Annotated in this window: 15 protein-coding genes, 2 pseudogenes and 1 riboswitch; of the genes and pseudogenes, 6 read left to right on the top strand and 11 right to left on the bottom strand. The window is 49.5% G+C overall.

Features of this window, described 5'->3' with window-relative positions; all coding sequences use genetic code 11:
- Position 1: 1 nt before the first annotated feature.
- The 9 genes and pseudogenes from DXA55_RS12210 to DXA55_RS12170 form a co-directional block, all read right to left on the bottom strand.
- Positions 2-802: an energy-coupling factor transporter transmembrane component T family protein gene (locus DXA55_RS12210; protein ID WP_055226921.1), complete on the bottom strand. Its 801-nt coding sequence runs from the start codon at positions 800-802 to the stop codon at positions 2-4.
- Positions 796-1,680, bottom strand: coding sequence for an energy-coupling factor transporter ATPase (locus DXA55_RS12205; RefSeq protein WP_055226923.1), 885 nt, complete (start codon positions 1,678-1,680; stop codon positions 796-798). Before DXA55_RS12205 ends, DXA55_RS12210 begins: the two co-directional genes overlap by 7 nt.
- On the bottom strand, positions 1,671-2,516 hold the full coding sequence (locus tag DXA55_RS12200; protein ID WP_117814342.1) for an energy-coupling factor transporter ATPase: 846 nt from the start codon (positions 2,514-2,516) through the stop codon (positions 1,671-1,673). Before DXA55_RS12200 ends, DXA55_RS12205 begins: the two co-directional genes overlap by 10 nt.
- Before the next feature lie 4 nt (positions 2,517-2,520).
- Positions 2,521-3,126: a ribosome biogenesis GTP-binding protein YihA/YsxC gene (yihA, locus tag DXA55_RS12195; RefSeq protein ID WP_117814340.1), complete on the bottom strand. Its 606-nt coding sequence runs from the start codon at positions 3,124-3,126 to the stop codon at positions 2,521-2,523.
- Positions 3,127-3,160: 34 nt separating this feature from the next.
- Positions 3,161-5,487 (bottom strand): annotated as a pseudogene (gene lon / locus DXA55_RS19345) (endopeptidase La).
- Positions 5,488-5,508: 21 nt separating this feature from the next.
- A complete protein-coding gene (gene clpX / locus DXA55_RS12185) occupies positions 5,509-6,804 on the bottom strand; it encodes an ATP-dependent Clp protease ATP-binding subunit ClpX (protein WP_055219839.1) in 1,296 nt (431 codons plus the stop codon).
- 108 nt (positions 6,805-6,912) lie between these two features.
- A complete protein-coding gene (gene clpP, locus DXA55_RS12180; RefSeq protein WP_022461349.1) occupies positions 6,913-7,494 on the bottom strand; it encodes an ATP-dependent Clp endopeptidase proteolytic subunit ClpP in 582 nt (193 codons plus the stop codon).
- 24 nt (positions 7,495-7,518) lie between these two features.
- A pseudogene (gene tig / locus DXA55_RS12175) lies at positions 7,519-8,804 on the bottom strand (trigger factor).
- 144 nt (positions 8,805-8,948) lie between these two features.
- The gene (locus DXA55_RS12170) at positions 8,949-9,500 is read right to left on the bottom strand and encodes a DJ-1 family glyoxalase III (protein WP_055219893.1); all 552 of its coding nucleotides are present in this window, start codon (positions 9,498-9,500) and stop codon (positions 8,949-8,951) included.
- 235 nt (positions 9,501-9,735) lie between these two features.
- Here DXA55_RS12170 and DXA55_RS12165 point away from each other — a divergent pair, with 235 nt between their 5' ends.
- Entirely contained in the window at positions 9,736-10,191 is a 456-nt protein-coding gene (locus DXA55_RS12165) for a CYTH domain-containing protein (RefSeq protein WP_022461346.1), read from the top strand.
- 181 nt (positions 10,192-10,372) lie between these two features.
- On the opposite strand, the gene proC is transcribed toward DXA55_RS12165, so the two are convergent.
- Entirely contained in the window at positions 10,373-11,170 is a 798-nt protein-coding gene (proC, locus tag DXA55_RS12160) for a pyrroline-5-carboxylate reductase (protein ID WP_117760472.1), read from the bottom strand.
- A 211-nt stretch (positions 11,171-11,381) separates the two neighbouring features.
- Complete coding sequence (locus tag DXA55_RS12155; RefSeq protein ID WP_117509626.1) at positions 11,382-12,389, bottom strand: ABC transporter substrate-binding protein; 1,008 nt, start codon at positions 12,387-12,389, stop codon at positions 11,382-11,384.
- A 322-nt stretch (positions 12,390-12,711) separates the two neighbouring features.
- Between DXA55_RS12155 and DXA55_RS12150 the strand changes: the two genes are divergently transcribed.
- The 5 genes from DXA55_RS12150 (at position 12,712) to thiD (ending at position 17,630) form a co-directional block, all read left to right on the top strand.
- The gene (locus DXA55_RS12150; protein WP_117814339.1) at positions 12,712-13,668 is read left to right on the top strand and encodes a ketopantoate reductase family protein; all 957 of its coding nucleotides are present in this window, start codon (positions 12,712-12,714) and stop codon (positions 13,666-13,668) included.
- Positions 13,669-13,689: 21 nt separating this feature from the next.
- The gene (locus tag DXA55_RS12145) at positions 13,690-14,667 is read left to right on the top strand and encodes a Gfo/Idh/MocA family protein (protein WP_117814338.1); all 978 of its coding nucleotides are present in this window, start codon (positions 13,690-13,692) and stop codon (positions 14,665-14,667) included.
- A 377-nt stretch (positions 14,668-15,044) separates the two neighbouring features.
- A riboswitch (TPP riboswitch) is annotated at positions 15,045-15,156 on the top strand.
- Between the two features lie 126 nt (positions 15,157-15,282).
- Entirely contained in the window at positions 15,283-16,104 is an 822-nt protein-coding gene (gene thiM, locus DXA55_RS12140; protein ID WP_022461341.1) for a hydroxyethylthiazole kinase, read from the top strand.
- A complete protein-coding gene (gene thiE / locus DXA55_RS12135; protein WP_055226936.1) occupies positions 16,091-16,735 on the top strand; it encodes a thiamine phosphate synthase in 645 nt (214 codons plus the stop codon). The genes thiM and thiE overlap by 14 nt, the downstream gene beginning before the upstream one ends.
- Before the next feature lie 115 nt (positions 16,736-16,850).
- Complete coding sequence (thiD, locus tag DXA55_RS12130) at positions 16,851-17,630, top strand: bifunctional hydroxymethylpyrimidine kinase/phosphomethylpyrimidine kinase (RefSeq protein ID WP_055219891.1); 780 nt, start codon at positions 16,851-16,853, stop codon at positions 17,628-17,630.
- The last annotated feature ends 9 nt before the right edge of the window (positions 17,631-17,639 follow it).

Raw genomic sequence — 17,639 nt, 5'->3', positions numbered from 1 at the left:
GTCAGAGTCCGCACACGCGAAGGCCGATACTGCACACAAGGTATGCCATAAGAACGCCATACGCTGCATAATCGCGCGTCTGATACCGAAGCGGTTTCATCTGTGTTCTTCCCTCTCCTCCATGGTAGCAGCGTGCTTCCATCGCCAGCGCCAGATCATTTGCACGGCGGAAGGCTGAAATAAACAGCGGCACCAGAAGCGGCACCATGTTCTTTACTCTCTGGATAATATTTCCGCTCTCAAAATCCGCGCCGCGCGCCATCTGCGCTTTCATAATCTTGTCTGTCTCTTCCAGGAGAATCGGGATAAAACGGAGCGCTATTGACATCATCATGGAAATCTCATGCACCGGCACATGGATTTTTTTCAATGGTCCGAGCAGGCTTTCGAGTGCATCCGTCAGCTGGTTCGGTGTTGTCGTCAGCGTCATCAGCGAAGAGCCGATCATCAGGAAAATCAGACGCACCGACATACGGCATGCCATAGCTACACCCTCACGGGTGATCGTAATTTTCCAAATACGGACGAGCACCTCACCCGGCGTAAATAAGATGTTAAATACCATCGTAATCGCAAGCAGCACAAAAATTGATTTCAGACCCTTCGTGATAAATTTGAACGGCACCTTCGACAATTTAATCATCACCGCAAGGAATACGGTTCCAAGCAGGTAGCCCCAATTGTGGAACAGAAAAAGGGAAATGACATAAACGAGCGTTCCCACAAATTTTACACGCGGGTCAAGCCGGTGCAGAATAGAATCTGCCGGGTAATACTGTCCCAGAGTAATATCTCTTAACATACTTCTGCTCCTTTTTTCCCGTTTTTCTTCTGACTTCCAAGCGCCGCAAGAATCGTATCGCGCGCCTCTTCAACCGTTGTCGCCGTTACGTCCACGTCCATGCCGTGTTCCTTTAGCGCATGCATAATATACGTCATCTGCGGCGCCGCAAGACCGATTTTCTCCAGCTCTTTATAGTGAGCGAAGACTTTCTTCGGTGTATCGTCAAACGCCACATGACCGTGGTTCATGACAATAATCCGCTCTACATATTTTGCAATATCCTCCATGCTGTGCGATACGAGCACAACCGAAATGCCGCGCGTCTTATGCAGCAATGCAAGCTGATCGAGGATTTCATCGCGTCCCTTCGGATCAAGGCCTGCAGTCGGCTCGTCAAGCACCAGAAAATCCGGGTTCATGGCAAGCACACCGGCAATCGCAACACGACGTTTCTGACCTCCGGAGAGTTCAAACGGCGATTTTTCATACATTTCCTTTGGAAATCCGACATGATCCAGTGCCTCTTCCGCCCGTTTTCTGCATTCCTCCGGTGAAAGTCCCTGGTTTTTCGGACCGAAGCAGACATCTGTGATCACATCCGTCTCAAAGAGCTGATGCTCCGGGTACTGGAAAACCAGTCCCACATGGCTTCGAAGCTCTCTTAGCGGATATCCTTCTTTCCAGATATCCTCTCCGTTATACAGCACCCGTCCCAATGTCGGGCGGATCAGACCGTTCAAATGCTGCACAAGCGTCGATTTTCCGCTTCCCGTATGGCCGATAATCCCAACAAACTGGCCATTCGGAATTTCAAGATTGATATGCTCCAGGGCGTGCATTTCATATGCCGTTCCCGGGCTGTATGTGTACGTTACATCTTCAAGTTTCAATGACATAATGCATTCACCAGTTCTTCAATGGTCAAAATTCCCTCCGGGAGATCTACACCATTTTTTCTCAATTCATAAGCCAACAGTGTCACTTGGGGTACATCAAGACGGAGCTCTTTTAATTTCTCCACTTCGGAAAAAATCTCCCTTGGCGTCCCCTGCATTACCAATCTGCCGCTGTCCATAACGAACACACGGTCCGCAAAAACAACCTCTTCCATGTAATGCGTAATCAGAATAACCGTAACGCCCTTTTCTTCATTCAGCTTACGCACAGCGCGAAGAACCTCTTTTCGTCCGTTCGGATCCAGCATCGCGGTTGGTTCATCAAGAACAATACATTCCGGCTGCATAGCCATCACTCCTGCAATTGCAACCCTCTGTTTCTGACCTCCCGAGAGCTTATTCGGAGAGTGGGCCCGGTATGAAATCATCCCGGTCGCCGTAAGGCTTTCCTCCACCCGTTTCCAGATTTCATCGGTCGGGACACCCATATTTTCCGGTCCAAAGCCGACATCCTCTTCCACCACATTTCCGATGATCTGGTTATCCGGGTTCTGGAATACCATACCGGCTTTCTGGCGGATCTTCCAGACATCCTCCTCATCTGTCGTCTTCATATCGTCCACCCACATGGTGCCTTCTGTAGGCACCAGCAGAGCGTTGATATGTTTCGCAAGCGTTGATTTTCCGCTTCCGTTATGCCCGAGCACCGCAATAAACTGTCCCTTCTGGATTTCCAGACTGACATCTTCGATCGCTTTTGTTACTTCCGGCTCCTGTCCTTCCTCCTCGTAACGGAGGTATTCATACCCAAGGCCTGCCGCACGTATCATACCCATGACATTATTCCCCGCTTTCTTCTGCATCCGAGCGGATTTCATCGATCAGATTCCAGATCTCCTCACGTCCCTGTTTTGTCTCCGCAGAAAACGGAATCACAATCGTATCTTTCTCGACCTCCAGCGTTTCACGGATCAGCTTGATCTGTTTCTGAAGCTGACTGCGTTTGATCTTGTCCAGCTTCGTTGCAATAATGATCGGCTGGTAACCGTTTCGAAGGATCCATTCATACATAATGCGGTCGTTGTTGGACGGTGCATGACGGATATCAATCAGAAGAAATACTGCGTGCAGCATTTTTGACTGATGCAGATAATCCTCGATCAGCTTGCCCCATTTTGCTTTAACCTCCTCGGAGGCTCTCGCAAAACCGTATCCCGGCAAATCCACCAGATACATTTCCTCATTGATGTGGTAGTAGTTGATCGTCTGTGTTTTTCCCGGCTGCGCACTGGTACGCGCCAGTGATTTCCGATTCATCAGGGCATTGATGAGAGAAGATTTTCCAACATTGGATTTTCCCGCAAATGCCACTTCCACCTGACCGGTATCCGGCAGTTTACTGGTGATTCCGCAGACGTGCTGCAGCTCTACCTGTTTAATTACCATACTTTTCTTCTCCTGTTTTTTGCATCTTCTGGCCTTACTTCTTTTCCACAAGTGCCAGTTTTAATACCTGTTCCATGCTGCCGACAAATTCGATCTGCAGTCCGTCTGTGATCTCCGCATCCAGTTCTCTGACATCCGGCTCATTTTTCTCCGGAACGAGAACCATATGGATACCGGCTTTCTTTGCCGCCAGCAGCTTCTCTTTTAAGCCGCCGATCGGAAGCACACGGCCGCGGAGCGTAATCTCTCCGGTCATCGCAACGTCTGCTTTTACCGGAACCTTTGTGATCGCGGAAACCATCGCCGTCGCCATCGTAATACCGGCAGACGGGCCATCTTTTGGAACGGCCCCCTCCGGAATGTGAATGTGGATGTCGTGTTTCTCGAAAAATTCTTTCGGAATCTCATACTGCTCTGCCACGGAACGAATAAAGCTGATGCCCGCCTGCGCAGACTCCTTCATCACATCGCCGAGCTGGCCGGTCAGCAGAAACTCTCCTTTTCCCGGCATCACATTGACCTCGATCTGCAGCGTATCGCCGCCGACTGCCGTCCAGGCAAGACCGCGCACAATACCAATCTCCGGTTTTTCGTTGGCCGGCTGGAACTCATACTTCTCTTTTCCGAGGAACTCTTCCAGATTTTCTTTCGTCACAACAACCTCTTTTACCTGTTCCTCGAGAATCTTTCTCGCGCTCTTTCTGCAGATTCTGCCGATCTGGCGCTCCAGGGAGCGGACACCGGCCTCTCTGGTGTAGCCGCTGATCACTTCCATCAACGCCTCATCCTCGATCACAAGCTGTGCTTCTTTCAGACCGTTCGCCTTCTTCTGCTTCGGAACGAGATGTTCTTTTGCGATATGGAACTTCTCGTTTTCCGTATAGCTTGAAATTTCAATCACTTCCATACGGTCCAGCAGCGGACGCGGAATGTTCTGAATATCATTTGCGGTTGCAATAAAGAGCACCTCCGAAAGGTCGATCGGAAGCTCTACGTAATGATCGGCAAATTTATTATTCTGCTCGGAATCGAGAACCTCAAGAAGTGCGGAAGAGGTATCTCCCTTGTAATCTGCACTTACTTTGTCGATCTCATCGAGCAGCATCAGCGGATTTTTCACCTTCGCCTGATGGAGTCCCGCCGCAATGCGTCCCGGCATCGCGCCGATGTAGGTTCTTCTGTGGCCGCGGATCTCCGCCTCATCCCGCACACCGCCGAGACAGATGCGGACGTATTTTTTATTCAGGCTCGCGCCACGCTTCTCGCAATCGAGGTCTTACCGGTTCCCGGAGGGCCTGCCAGGCAGAGAATCGGGCTCTCGCCTTTCTTCGTCAGGGTGCGTACGGCCAGGAATTCGAGGATTCTCTCTTTTACTTTCGAAAGACCGTAGTGATCTTCCTCCAGAATCTCGCGTGCTCTTGCCAGATCTTGATTGTCACGGGATGCCTTATCCCACGGAAGCCCCAGCAGTGTCTCGATATAGCCGCGGATCACGCCTGCCTCGGACGGATTGCTGGCCGAATTTTCCAGACGGTGGATCTCCTCGGAAATCCGCTCTTTTACCTCTTTGGAAGCTTTGAGCTTCTCAAGCTGCTTCTTATAATTTTCAATCTCGGTCCGGGAATTGTCCTCGCCGAGTTCCTCGCGGATGACTTTAAGCTGCTCGCGCAGAATATAATCACGCTGGTTCTTATCGATCCGCTCTTTGATTTTTCCCTGAATCTCCGAACGGATCTCCTGAATCTGAATCTCGTTGGCGATCATGACGCAGAGCGTATCATACCGCTCGGAAAGTTCCACAGCCTCCAGCAGTTTCTGGCGGTTTACGTAGTCGAGGGGCAGATTCATGCAGATCTGGTCCACCAGCTTTCCAACTTCTTCGGTTCCGAGGATCTGGCCTGCCAGTTCCTTGCTGACTTTCTGCGTCTGCTCGCAGTAGACGGCAAACAGCTCTTTTAAGTTGCGCAGCATTGCCTCCTGCTCGATATCGGAAAACTGCATTTCGTCCGAGCCGGTAAACAGCGCCACCTCGGCGCGGAGATACTCGCTCTCCTCTTCCTCGAAGTTCAGCAGTTCTGCGCGTCTTTCTGCTTCTACGAGAATCCGCAGAACATCCTTTGGCATTCTCACAACCTGTTTGATGACCGCAATTGTTCCAATTTTATACACATCAAGCAGACCCGGTACTTCCGTATCCGGGTCTTTCTGTGTAATCAGGAAAATTTTCTGGTCTCCCAGCATCGCCTCCTCGACCGCACGAACCGATTTAGGTCTGCTGATATCAAAATGTACAATCATATCCGGCAGAATCGTCGTTCCACGCAGCGCAATCGCCGGTAATACTTTTGTCACTTCTTCCATTTAAGTTTCCTCCTGCGTTTTTCAGGCGGTTTCCGGTCTTCCGGATCTTCTTCCCATATTCCGCCGTGGAACAGGGGCCGGTTCGCCGTGAATAATCTCCGGCTCCGCCTTCTTTTCTACAGCGTCCTTGGTGATGACGCATTCTTTTGTCGTATTGTCCGACGGGATCTCATACATCAGATCCATCATCGTATCTTCCATGATTGCGCGGAGACCTCTGGCGCCTGTTTTCCGCTCCAGGGATTTCTTTGCAATCGCTTCGAGTGCATCTTCTTTGAAGTCAAGCTGTACGCCGTCCAGCTCAAACAGCTTCTTGTACTGTTTGACCAGAGAATTCTTCGGCTCAACCAGAATCTTCATCAGGGCCGTCTCATCCAGAGAATTTAACGTAACGACAATCGGCACACGTCCGACAAACTCCGGAATCAGGCCGAACTTGGTCAGATCCTGCGGCATGACCTGACGGAGCAGATCTCCGACATTCTCATCTTTTGCATGGCCGATCGGATTGTTGAATCCGATGGATTTCGTATCCTGTCTCGTCTCGATGATCTTCTCGAGTCCTTCGAATGCACCGCCGCAGATAAAGAGGATATTCGTCGTATCAATCTGAATAAACTCCTGATGCGGATGCTTTCTTCCGCCCTGCGGCGGAACGGAAGCTACCGTTCCCTCCAGGATTTTCAGCAGTGCCTGCTGTACACCCTCGCCGGAAACATCTCGTGTGATCGAAGCGTTTTCGGATTTTCTTGTGATTTTATCGATCTCATCGATGTAGATGATGCCGTGCTCAGCGCGCTCGATATCATAGTCTGCTGCCTGAATGAGGCGGAGCAGAATGTTTTCTACGTCCTCGCCGACATAACCTGCCTCGGTGAGCGCCGTTGCGTCTGCAATTGCAAACGGAACGTTGATCAGTTTGGCCAGTGTCTGTGCCAGATACGTTTTTCCGGAACCGGTCGGTCCGAGCATCAGAATGTTGCTCTTCTGCAGTTCGATGTCGGAGGATGCACCGGAAAGCACTCGTTTGTAATGGTTGTAAACAGCAACGGAGAGCACTTTTTTCGCCTCATCCTGTCCGATTACGTAGTCATCCAGAAATGCTTTGATTTCCTTTGGTTTGATCAGGTTGATCTCGTCGGTATTCTGCTCGCCGTACAGATCCTCAAATTCTTCCTGAATGATCTCCGAGCAGATTGCCACGCAGTCATCACAGATGTATGCCCCGTCCGGGCCTGCGATCAGCTTGCGTACCTGGTCTTCTGTCTTTCCGCAGAAAGAGCAGCGGATCTTGGTATCATTCCCTTTTATAGCCATCGTTTTCTTCCTTTCAACATATTACAACTAAACCTTATCGCCGGATAAGGCAAAAGGTGCCACAAAAGCCTCATTGCCGGAACTACGCTTTTGGACACCTTTCCTCTCTTATCGGTTCGTAATTACATTATCAATCAGACCGTATGCTTTTGCTTCCTCTGCGGACATATAGTTGTCACGCTCGGTATCGATCTCAATCTGTTCCAGCGGTTTTCCTGTATTTGCCGCCAGAATTTCATTTAATTTCCGTTTGGTTTTCAGAATCTGTTCTGCAACGATTTTGATCTCGGTTGCCTGACCCTGTGCACCGCCGGATGGCTGATGAATCATGATTTCAGAGTTTGGCAGAGCCATTCTCTTTCCTTTGGTACCGCCGGCAAGAAGGAATGCTCCCATGCTGGCAGCCATACCGATACAGATCGTGGATACATCACATTTGATGTACTGCATCGTATCGTAGATAGCAAGTCCTGCGCTTACAGAACCTCCCGGGCTGTTGATATACATGTGGATATCTTTTCCCGGATCTTCAGACTCCAGGAACAGAAGCTGTGCAACGATCAGGTTTGCCGATACGTCAGTGACTTCCTCTCCCAGAAAAATAATACGGTCGTTCAGCAGTCTTGAATAAATATCGTAACTTCTCTCTCCCCTGCTTGTCTGCTCGATGACATAAGGTACAAAACTCATTCAATTGCCTCTCTTTCCGAGGTCTTACGCCTCTTTTGCGCTGTCGGCCATGAGAGTTACTGCTTCCTGAACAGCGAGATCTTTCTTCATCTGCTCTTTCTCATATTCGCCAACGAGCTCTTTGAATTTATCCAGCTCCATTTTGTACATTTCAGCCATTTTAGCCAGCTCTTCGTCCAGCTTCTCATCGCTGATCTGGATGTTTTCTGCTTCTGCAACTTTCTCAAGTACCAGTCTGCTCTCGATTCTCTTAACAGCCTGCGGTTTCATCTGCTCTTTTAAGGAATCAACGGTAGCGCCTGTAAACTGCATGTACTGCTCCATGGACAGACCCTGGGACTGGATTCTTCTTGCGAAATCGTCAACCATGTTCTCTACCTGCGTATCGATCATAGCTCCGGAATCTCCATTGTTGCGTTCTCTACTGCTTTATCTACGACAGCGTTCTCTTTTTCTGTCTTAGCCTGCTCTTCTTTTTTCTTGGTCAGGTTGTCTTTGATTTCTTTTTTGTACTCATCCAGAGTATCGAACTCGGAAACGTCTTTTGCGAAGTCGTCATCAAGTGCCGGAAGCTCTTTTGCTTCGATTTTGTGGATGGTGCATTTGAATACTGCTGCTTTTCCAGCAAGCTCTTCTGCCTGATAATCCTCTGGGAAAGTAACGTTTACTTCCTTCTCCTCTTCCAGAGCTGCGCCAACGAGCTGCTCTTCGAATCCCGGAATGAAGGAATGGGAGCCAAGGGTCAGCGGATAATCTTTTCCAGCGCCGCCGTCGAACGGAACGCCGTCTACAGAACCTTCGAAGTCAAGTGTAACGGTATCTCCGTCTGCTGCCGGACGATCCTCTACATTGATGGTTCTTGCATTTTTCTCCTGCTCTTTTTTCAGCTCAGCTTCTACTTCTTCATCTGTAACGGTTGTGTCAGCTTTTGCTACTTCCAGACCTTTGTACTCGCCAAGGGTAACTTCCGGTTTTACTGCTACAGTTGCGGTAAAGATGAAAGCTTTGCCTTTTTCGATCTGCTCTACGTTGATCTCCGGACGGGATACGATGTCCAGTTTGCTCTCTTCTGCTGCTTTGGAATACTCTTCCGGAACAAGGCTGTTTACAGCATCCTCATAGAATACTGCCGGGCCATACATTTTTTCTACCATAGCTCTCGGAACTTTTCCTTTACGGAAGCCCGGAACGCTGATGTTCTTTTTCTGTTTCTGGTAAGCTTTCTCCAGTGCTTTCTCTAATTCTTCAGCCGGAACCTCAATGGTAAGTTTGGCCATATTCTTTTCTAAATTTTCGACCTGTACACTCATTTTATCAATTTCCTCCTTGATTTATCTGAAAAGCGGCAGAAAACCTGCACACCTCTCCATTCTACAGTCATTTATCGAGTATAGCATACTCTTTTCAAAAACGCCAGTGATTTTTTTATATTTCTGTGGTTTTTAGGCTTTTTTTTAGCAATGAAATACGATTTTTTCCGCCATTTCTTTTGCTTTGTCCTCTCCCTGCAGAACACGGATCAGCTCCAGTGCGAAGTCAGTGGCTGCTCCCATGCCGCGGCCGGTGGTCACATTTTTGTCGGTGACTGCCGGTACATCGAGTACGTTTGCGCCTGCCAGCTTTTCTTCAAATCCCGGGAAGCAGACGGCGTTTTTATCTTTTAAGATGCCCATCACACCAAGGATGCTCGGCGCTGCGCAGATGGCTGCCAGTTTCTTTCCCTGATCGTCATAGGAACGGATCAGCGCTGCGAGCGTCTCGTTTCCGGCCAGATTTAATGTACCCGGCATTCCGCCCGGAAGTACCAGCATGTCTCCGTCATCAAACTCTCCCTCTTCGATGGTTTCATCTGCAAGAATGGTGATTTTGTGGGATCCTGTTACTTCTTTTCTTCCCATAATAGAAACGGTGCATACGTCTTCTCCGGCTCTGCGCAGCAGATCCACCGGGGTCAGTGCCTCAATCTCTTCACATCCGTCTGCCAGAAATACATAAATCTTTGCCATGGTTTTGTCCTCCTGTGTTGTATGATCAGTCTCGTGTGTTTTGTCACGTGATATTCTCTGCTTTTCTTTGTAACAAACCGCCGCTATTATACCACATTTTTCCGCAGAATGCTTGCATTTCATAAAAATTTCAGGACTTTTTTCGCAAAAAGCCGGATTTCGCTTAACATCACGGGAAAAGCATGGTAAACTCTTGAAAAAAGCAGTGATGCAATCACGAGAAGGAGTCTCTTTTATGGAAATCGAACGCAAATACCTTCTGGATCAGCTTCCGGAAAATCTTACAAGCTATCCATGTAAAAAAATCGAGCAGGGCTATCTTTCCACCGAACCGGTTGTCCGCATCCGCCGCTCTGACGACGAATATTATCTGACCTACAAGTCAAAAGGGCTGATGGTGCGTGAAGAGTATAATCTTCCGCTCACAAAGGAATCCTACCTGCATCTGCGGGAAAAGGCAGACGGCGTTCTCATCTCAAAAACACGCTATCTGCTGCCGCTTACCGGAACGGATCTGACGATCGAGCTCGATGTCTTTGATGCGCCATATGAAGGCCTTTATCTCGCAGAGGTGGAGTTTCCGGACGAAGCATCCGCAAACGCCTTTGTTCCTCCAGTATGGTTTGGAAAGGATGTAACCTATTCTTCCGATTATCACAACAGTACGCTCAGTAAAGGAAAAAAACTATAAATTACCAGAAAAAATCCCGGTGCCTTTTCCACGGCTGCCGGGATTTTTCCGCTCGTTTGTTTTTTTACTCTTTTTTGTGCTTGCTTTTTGCTTGTTTTGGTTTGTTTTTTTGTGCATACATTCTTTATTTTTGCTGCTTTCACATTAGCGTCATTCTGTCAAAGCGGCGGTGCTGCTCCTTCTAATCCACTCCCTTTGATTTCCGGATGCAGGCTCGTGTTGCATCAATAACAGCACTTCTCAGTTTCTCCCGCTCCAGTACGGCAACCGCTTCGATGGTGGTTCCGCCTGGCGAGCAGACCATGTCTTTTAATTCTCCCGGGTGCATTCCTGTCTCGAGAAGCATTTTGGCGCTTCCAAGGACAGACTGTGCAGCAAATTCATATGCCTGTTTTCTCGGCATTCCTTCGGCTACGGCCGCATCTGCAAGAGCCTCCAGGAAAAGAAATACGTACGCCGGCGAGCTTCCGCTGACACCTGTGACGGTATCCATCAGATACTCCGGAACAACTTCTGCGCGGCCAAAGCTTTTCAGGAGGGTTAAAACGAGCTGCAGCTCTTCCTCCGTCACGAGATCATTGGCACAGACGCCGGTCATTCCTTCTCCGACGAGTGCTGGTGTGTTTGGCATGGTGCGAATTAACTTTGTTGGTTTTCCGATTTCTGTACCCAGCCATTGTAAAGACTTACCGGGAAGAATCGATACGATAATCTTCTCGGGTGAGATGAAGTTTTTGACGAGGTTTATTATATTTTTTATTTGGTTTGGCTTTACTGCCAGGAATACAAGATCGGATCCGGCTACGACCGCTTCGTTCTCCGTAGTCGCCTGGACTCCAAACTGGTTGGTCAAGCGTTCCACACTTTTCTCCGTGCGGACCGATACCAGAATGTCATCTGCAGATACAACTCCTTTTTGGATCATTCCGCCAATCATGGCACTCGCCATGTTGCCGCCGCCGATAAAACCTACTTTCATGTCTGTTCGCCTCCGTATGCCTGTGTTGTAAAAAATATATGCGACACCCATAGTATGCAACAAAATTTACTTTTTTGCAATACTTTTTCTCTATTTTTCTGCTTTTCTTTTACAATTTTCTTTATTTTTTTCGAATAAAATGTCGCTGTTTGTCGACGAATGTCGAAAAGTGTCTTTTTCTGTCTTTTTTCGCTTTTCTATTCCGCCGGAATCAACCTTTGGCGGCGGCCTCTTCGGCGTATTTTGTTGTCACGAGTGTCTTGTACGATGCCTTTTTCTCCAGCTCTCCCGCCTGCTCCAGAATCTCCTGCAGAAGATCAAAACTTTCTTCCTCAAAGATCAGATTTTCTTTCCACGTATCCTGCTCATAGTAGCGGCGCACGATCGCGGTGATGGTTTCCAGCTCGGTTTCTGCAAACTGCGGCGCAATCACTTCTGCAATCTCCTCCGGTGTGTGCGTCTGCACGAAGTCCATTCCCTTCTGCAGTGCCTTCGTGAATTTTTCTACGGTTGCGCCGTGCGTTTTCAGATAACTCTGTTTGACGCTGTACGACGTATACGGCACATACCCGGATTCCGTTCCGACCGATGCCACGACATAGCCGTCGCCCTTCTGCTCGAGCAGTGTCGCGGACGGTTCAAATTCAATCGTATAATCCCCCTGCCCGCCGGAGAACGCGGCAGCTGTGGAACCAAAATCGATGCTCTGGTTGATATTTACGTCTTTTTTATCAATCCCTTTCTGCGCCAGAACATACTCAAAGACCATTTCCGGCATACCGCCTTTTCTTCCCCCTAATACCTCTTTGTTTTTCAATTTCTCCCAGGTAAACGAATTGTCTTTCTCTCTTCCCACAACAAAGTTTCCCGCCCGCTGCGTCAACTGCGCGAAGTTCACAACCGGGTCTGCGGTTCCCTCGAGGTACGCGTAGACGGTTGCCTCCGCCCCCATAAACCCGATATCCGCCTCGCCGGAAATCATCGCCGTCAGCACTTTATCTGCACCAAATCCTGTCATCAGCGTCAGATCAATGCCCTCGTCCGCGAAATACCCCTCCTCAATTGCCACGTACTGCGGGGCGTAAAAAATGGAGTGGGCAACCTCATTTAATGTCACCTGCTCCACTTTTTCTTTTGTCTCATCTTTTGCCCCGCATCCCGCCAGCGTCACTGCCGCCATCGCCAGTACAAGCGCACCTGTCAGCCATTTTCCTTTCATCAACAGATTCTCCTGTTTTTTCATTCTAACCTTAGAATATGATTTCCCGGTAAAAATGCGTGCAAAAAACGAAGGAGAAACGTTCGAATTTCGTTTCTCCTTCGTTTCTTATTTCTTCTCTTGTTTTTCTTTTGCCTTCTGTTCTTCTTTCGTCCGGATTTTGTCTTCGTACATTTTCTTTTCATTCTACAATCTACCTTATCGCTCCGTCAACACATTTAGGCTTCCTTTTCCGAAATTCTCTATTTTGAAAAACAAATTGAGGATCTCCGCAAAATTTGTTATAGTAAGGGTAATTCAAACAGTTACAAAGGAGGCTATTATGAAAATAAAATCAGTTGCTGTTCTGGGCGCCGGAGCGGTTGGGTCTTATGTGATCTGGGGGCTTTCGGAGAAAAAGGACATCCGGCTTGGCGTTATCGCGTCCGGGGAACGGGCGAAGCGTCTGAAAAACAAAGGATGCAAAATTAACGATACGGTTTATCACCCGGAGGTATGGACACCGGAAGAGGCACACGACGTGGATTTTCTGATCGTCTCGCTCAAATACGGCGCACTGCCGGGGGCTCTTGACAATATTACTGCCGTTACCGGCGAGAATACTGTGATCATGAGTCTGATGAACGGCGTGGACAGTGAGGAGATCATCGCGCAAAAAGTCGGTGCGGAGCATCTGCTTCATGCTGTTATCAAAGTAGCTTCTCATAAAGAGAATGACGGCTACGTTTTCAACCCTGAGGCGACGCTCGGCATCATTTTCGGCGAAGTTTCGGCTCCGTACGACAGTGAGCGTGTGCAGGCTGTTCTGGATCTGTTCTCCGGCACAGGGCTGCATTACCGGGCAACCGATTGTATTTTAGAGGAAATATGGAGCAAATTCCGGCTGAATGTCTGCAATAACCTGCCGCAGGCTATTCTCGGTGCCGGGGTCGGCTGCTACCGCGACAGTGTGCATATGAAGGCGATCAGCGACGGACTCCGCGCAGAACTGATAGCGATTGCGGAGGCAAAGGGAATTGATATCAGCAAGGCGGATGTCTCCTCGGGACGCGGAAGTGCGGTTCCGCCGACGGCGCGCTACTCAACGCTCCAGGATCTCGATGCGGGACGCCATACGGAAATTGATATGTTCTCGGGTGCGCTGATCCGCATGGGAAAAGAGCTTGGAATTCCAACGCCTTACAATGAATTTACGTACCATATGATCAAAGCACTGGAAGAGAAAAACGACGGACGGTTTGACTACAGCGGAAGCGAAGAACCGCTCTGGGCGAAATAGATACGATAGGAGAATCTCACGATGAAAGAAATCAAATGGGCTGTACTCGGATGCGGTGTGATTGCAAATGAAATGGCGGTCGCACTGCAGAAAAACGGAAAGAATATTTACGCGGTCGGCAACCGGACCCATGAGAAGGCGGCTGCTTTTGCGGAGAAATATGGAATTGGAAAAGTTTACGATGATTTCCATGAGATGTTTACCGATCCGGAGGTCGATGTCATTTATATCACGACGCCGCACAACACGCATCTTGGCTTTATGAAAGAGGCGATTGCCAATGGAAAACACATTCTCGTTGAGAAATCGATTACGCTGAACAGCGACGAGCTCGACGAGGCCATAGCGCTTGCAAAAGAAAAAGGTATCATCATCGGAGAGGCAATGACGATTTACCATATGCCGATCTACAAAGAGCTGAAAAAAATTCTCGACTCCGGCCGTCTCGGCAGAGTCAATCTGATCACGATGAACTTCGGCAGTTTCAAAGAGTACAACATGAAGAACCGCTTCTTCAACCGGAATCTCGCAGGCGGCGCGATGCTTGATATCGGCGTATACGCACTCTCCTTCCTCCGCTGGTTCTTCGACTCCAAACCGGATCAGCTCCTTTCCCAGGTAAAGCCCGCTCCGACCGGTGTGGACGAGCAGGCCGGCCTCCTTCTCACCAATCAGGAAGGACAGATGGCAAGTGTGATGCTCTCTCTCCACTCCAAACAGCCGAAACGCGGCATGGTTTCCTGTGAGAACGGATTTATCGAGATCATGGAGTACCCGCGTGCCTGGGAAGCAAAAATCACAGACGCTTCCACCGGCGAATCCGAAATCATCAAAGCCGGTGACAACGCCGATGCACTCGCCTATGAGCTCGCCGACATGGAACGCGCCATCAATGGAGATGCATCTGCCATGCACCTCGACTACACGAAGGACGTCATGGATCTGATGACCTCCTTCCGCAGAACCTGGGGCTATACGTACCCGGAGGAAGAAAAATAAGATTCGCACATCAAAAGCCCCTGCCCGGCACACATCAGATGCCGGGCAGGGGCACTTCTTTTCACCTGCAATACTCTGCAATTTTCTTTTTCAGTAATTCCGCATCAATCGGCTTTGCGATATGTACGTCCACGAGGATCAGGTCGAAGGTGTATTCCGGGCTGTCCTGGTAGAGTTCAAGCTTCTTTGTTCTTCCATCGTTTCACCCGTCTTCCACGCATATTTTATACTTCATTTTACACTGATATTATTTTCTCTTTCAACCCAAATAACATTACATTTCCAATATTTTGCATGTCTTTTTTATTTTTCTGAATTTTTTTAAAATCTTCCGTTTTTCTCTTGCACAATTGTTTTTATGCGTATATAATTGTCTGCAGAAAGCAAAGGGGAGCTCGCGTGCGAAGCGGGCTGAGAGTAGGATGCATCTCCTAGACCCTGAACCTGATTTGGGTAATGCCAACGTAGGGAGATACGATATGCACATTTTCTGCAGATATACCTCCACGTATATCTGCTTTTTTAATCTCTATGAACACATCATCAACAGGTTCTTCCAGTACCACAAGGGAATTTGCTTCTGCAAAAATACTCACACAGGAGGAACAAAAAATTATGTTAGGCACTTGTCTTGACAATGTCAGAAAAACAACCCCTCTCGTACACAACATCACAAATTACGTTACAGTAAACGATGTCGCCAATATTCTGCTGGCATGCGGCGCAAGCCCGATCATGTCCGATGAACCGGAGGATGTCGAGGATATCACCTCCATCTGCGGCGGTCTGAACATCAACATCGGAACGCTGCACAGAACGAGCATCGACGGCATGTACCGTGCCGGTGCAAAAGCAGCTTCGCTCGGCCACAAAATCCTGCTCGATCCAGTCGGCGCAGGCGCAAGCCACTTACGTACTTCGACCGCAGTCGGACTGATGGAAAAAATCCCGTTCACCGTCATCCGCGGAAATATTTCCGAAATCAAAACACTGGCACTTGGAAGCGGAACGACAAAGGGTGTTGACGCAGACGTTGCCGATAAAGTAACAGACGAAAACCTCGACAGCGCCGTTGCTTTTGCAAAAAACTTTGCGAAAGACCACAACTGTGTTGTCGCTATCACAGGAGCGATCGACCTCGTTGCCGATGCTGACACCTGCTACGTGATCCGCAACGGACGCGCCGAGATGGGAAGCATCACCGGAACAGGCTGCCAGCTCTCCGGCATGATGACCGCTTACCTCGTTGCCAACCCGGACGAGCCGTTAAAAGCCGCTGCTGCCGCTGTCTGCGCGATGGGACTTGCCGGCGAGATCGGCTGGAGCCATATGAAACCGGAAGACGGCAACTCCACCTACCGGAACCGCATCATCGACGCCATCTACCACATGGACGGCGAGACGCTGGAGAAAGGTGCAAAGTATGAAGTGCGATAAAAAAGGCCTGCTTTTATATGCTGTGACAGACCGCAGCTGGCTGAACGGCGAGACACTGTACAGCCAGGTGGAAAAGGCTCTGCAGGGCGGCGCAACGTTTATCCAGCTCCGCGAAAAAAATCTTGACCAGGATCACTTTATGGAAGAGGCACTGGAACTGAAAAAACTCTGTGCCGCATACCATGTTCCTTTCGTCATCAACGATAACGTGGAAATCGCAGCTAAGATGGATGCGGACGGCGTTCATGTCGGCCAGAGCGATATGGAGGCCGGCGATGTCCGTGCAAAGCTTGGCCCGGACAAGATCATCGGCGTTTCGGCACAGACCGTGGAACAGGCCATTCTCGCCGAGCAGCGCGGGGCAGATTACCTCGGCGTCGGCGCAGTCTTCCACACCGGTTCCAAGGCGGATGCGGAGGATGTCAGCCACGAAACGCTGACTGCTATCTGCAATGCCGTTAAAATCCCTGTCATCGCCATCGGCGGCATCACACGCGATAACGTGACGGAGCTTTCCGGCAGCGGCATCTGCGGCATCGCCGTCATCAGTGCCATTTTTGCACAGAAAGACATTGTTTCCGCAACGAAGGATCTGAAAGAACAGACTCTGCGCATGCTGGAAAACAAATAATTTTACGTAACCATTCATCCTCACACCAGGCGGCAGACTGGGGGCACCACTTTCTTTGTCGCCTGTCCAAAAAGAAAAGTAATGCAAAGGAGTAATTCTCATGGACGCGAAAAACATGAAAACAGCATTAACAATCGCGGGAAGTGATTCCAGCGGAGGCGCCGGCATTCAGGCAGACATCAAAACCATGATCACAAACGGAGTTTACGCCATGTCGGCAATTACCGCACTCACCGCCCAGAACACCACCGGAGTTTCCGGTATTTTCGATGTAACACCGGAGTTTCTGGCCGCACAGCTTGACGCCGTCTTTACGGACATCTTCCCGGACGCCGTCAAAATCGGTATGGTATCCTCCCCGGCACTGATCGAAGTCATCTCCGAACGGCTTCGCTTCTACCAGGCCAAACACATCGTTGTGGACCCGGTCCTCGTCGCTACAAGCGGTTCCGCGCTCGCTTCGGGCGGCGTGCCTGACCTGATGAAAAAACTGCTCTTTCCTCTGGCCGAAGTCATCACACCGAATATCCCAGAGGGAGAAGTTCTCTCCGGCATCAAAATCCAGTCGGAAAGCGATATGGAACGCGCCGCAAAAGAGATCGGGGATTCCTGCGGCTGTGCCGTTCTATTAAAGGGCGGCCACAGTATCAATGATGCCAACGATCTTTTATATCACAACGGCACATTTACCTGGTTCACCGGAAAACGCATCGACAATCCGAACACACACGGCACCGGCTGTACACTCTCCAGCGCCATCGCATCGGGGCTCGCAAAGGGGCTTTCCCTTCCGGATGCCATTTCCGCCGCAAAAGAGTATATTTCGGGCGCACTCGCGAGCATGATGGATCTCGGCCACGGCTCGGGACCGCTGAACCACGCTTACCGGATCTGATTTTGAAAA

It is taken from the genome of Blautia sp. OF03-13 (genome assembly GCF_003460685.1).
Lineage (GTDB): Bacteria > Bacillota > Clostridia > Lachnospirales > Lachnospiraceae > Fusicatenibacter > Fusicatenibacter saccharivorans.
Note: the sequence above shows the minus strand (reverse complement) of the source record. Positions and strands in the feature narration are given on the sequence as shown.

Bases quoted from the DNA above. Each gene is read 5' to 3' on its own strand.
- yihA (WP_117814340.1), bottom strand. From the start codon at position 3,126: ATGGTAATTAAACAGGTAGAGCTGCAGCACGTCTGCGGAATCACCAGT.
- DXA55_RS12200 (WP_117814342.1), bottom strand. From the start codon at position 2,516: ATGGGTATGATACGTGCGGCAGGCCTTGGGTATGAATACCTCCGTTAC.
- thiE (WP_055226936.1), top strand. From the start codon at position 16,091: ATGAAGTGCGATAAAAAAGGCCTGCTTTTATATGCTGTGACAGACCGC.
- thiM (WP_022461341.1), top strand. From the start codon at position 15,283: ATGTTAGGCACTTGTCTTGACAATGTCAGAAAAACAACCCCTCTCGTA.
- DXA55_RS12205 (WP_055226923.1), bottom strand. From the start codon at position 1,680: ATGTCATTGAAACTTGAAGATGTAACGTACACATACAGCCCGGGAACG.
- DXA55_RS12155 (WP_117509626.1), bottom strand. From the start codon at position 12,389: ATGAAAGGAAAATGGCTGACAGGTGCGCTTGTACTGGCGATGGCGGCA.
- DXA55_RS12210 (WP_055226921.1), bottom strand. From the start codon at position 802: ATGTTAAGAGATATTACTCTGGGACAGTATTACCCGGCAGATTCTATT.
- thiD (WP_055219891.1), top strand. From the start codon at position 16,851: ATGAAAACAGCATTAACAATCGCGGGAAGTGATTCCAGCGGAGGCGCC.
- DXA55_RS12150 (WP_117814339.1), top strand. From the start codon at position 12,712: ATGAAAATAAAATCAGTTGCTGTTCTGGGCGCCGGAGCGGTTGGGTCT.
- DXA55_RS12145 (WP_117814338.1), top strand. From the start codon at position 13,690: ATGAAAGAAATCAAATGGGCTGTACTCGGATGCGGTGTGATTGCAAAT.
- clpP (WP_022461349.1), bottom strand. From the start codon at position 7,494: ATGAGTTTTGTACCTTATGTCATCGAGCAGACAAGCAGGGGAGAGAGA.
- DXA55_RS12170 (WP_055219893.1), bottom strand. From the start codon at position 9,500: ATGGCAAAGATTTATGTATTTCTGGCAGACGGATGTGAAGAGATTGAG.
- proC (WP_117760472.1), bottom strand. From the start codon at position 11,170: ATGAAAGTAGGTTTTATCGGCGGCGGCAACATGGCGAGTGCCATGATT.
- DXA55_RS12165 (WP_022461346.1), top strand. From the start codon at position 9,736: ATGGAAATCGAACGCAAATACCTTCTGGATCAGCTTCCGGAAAATCTT.
- clpX (WP_055219839.1), bottom strand. From the start codon at position 6,804: ATGGCTATAAAAGGGAATGATACCAAGATCCGCTGCTCTTTCTGCGGA.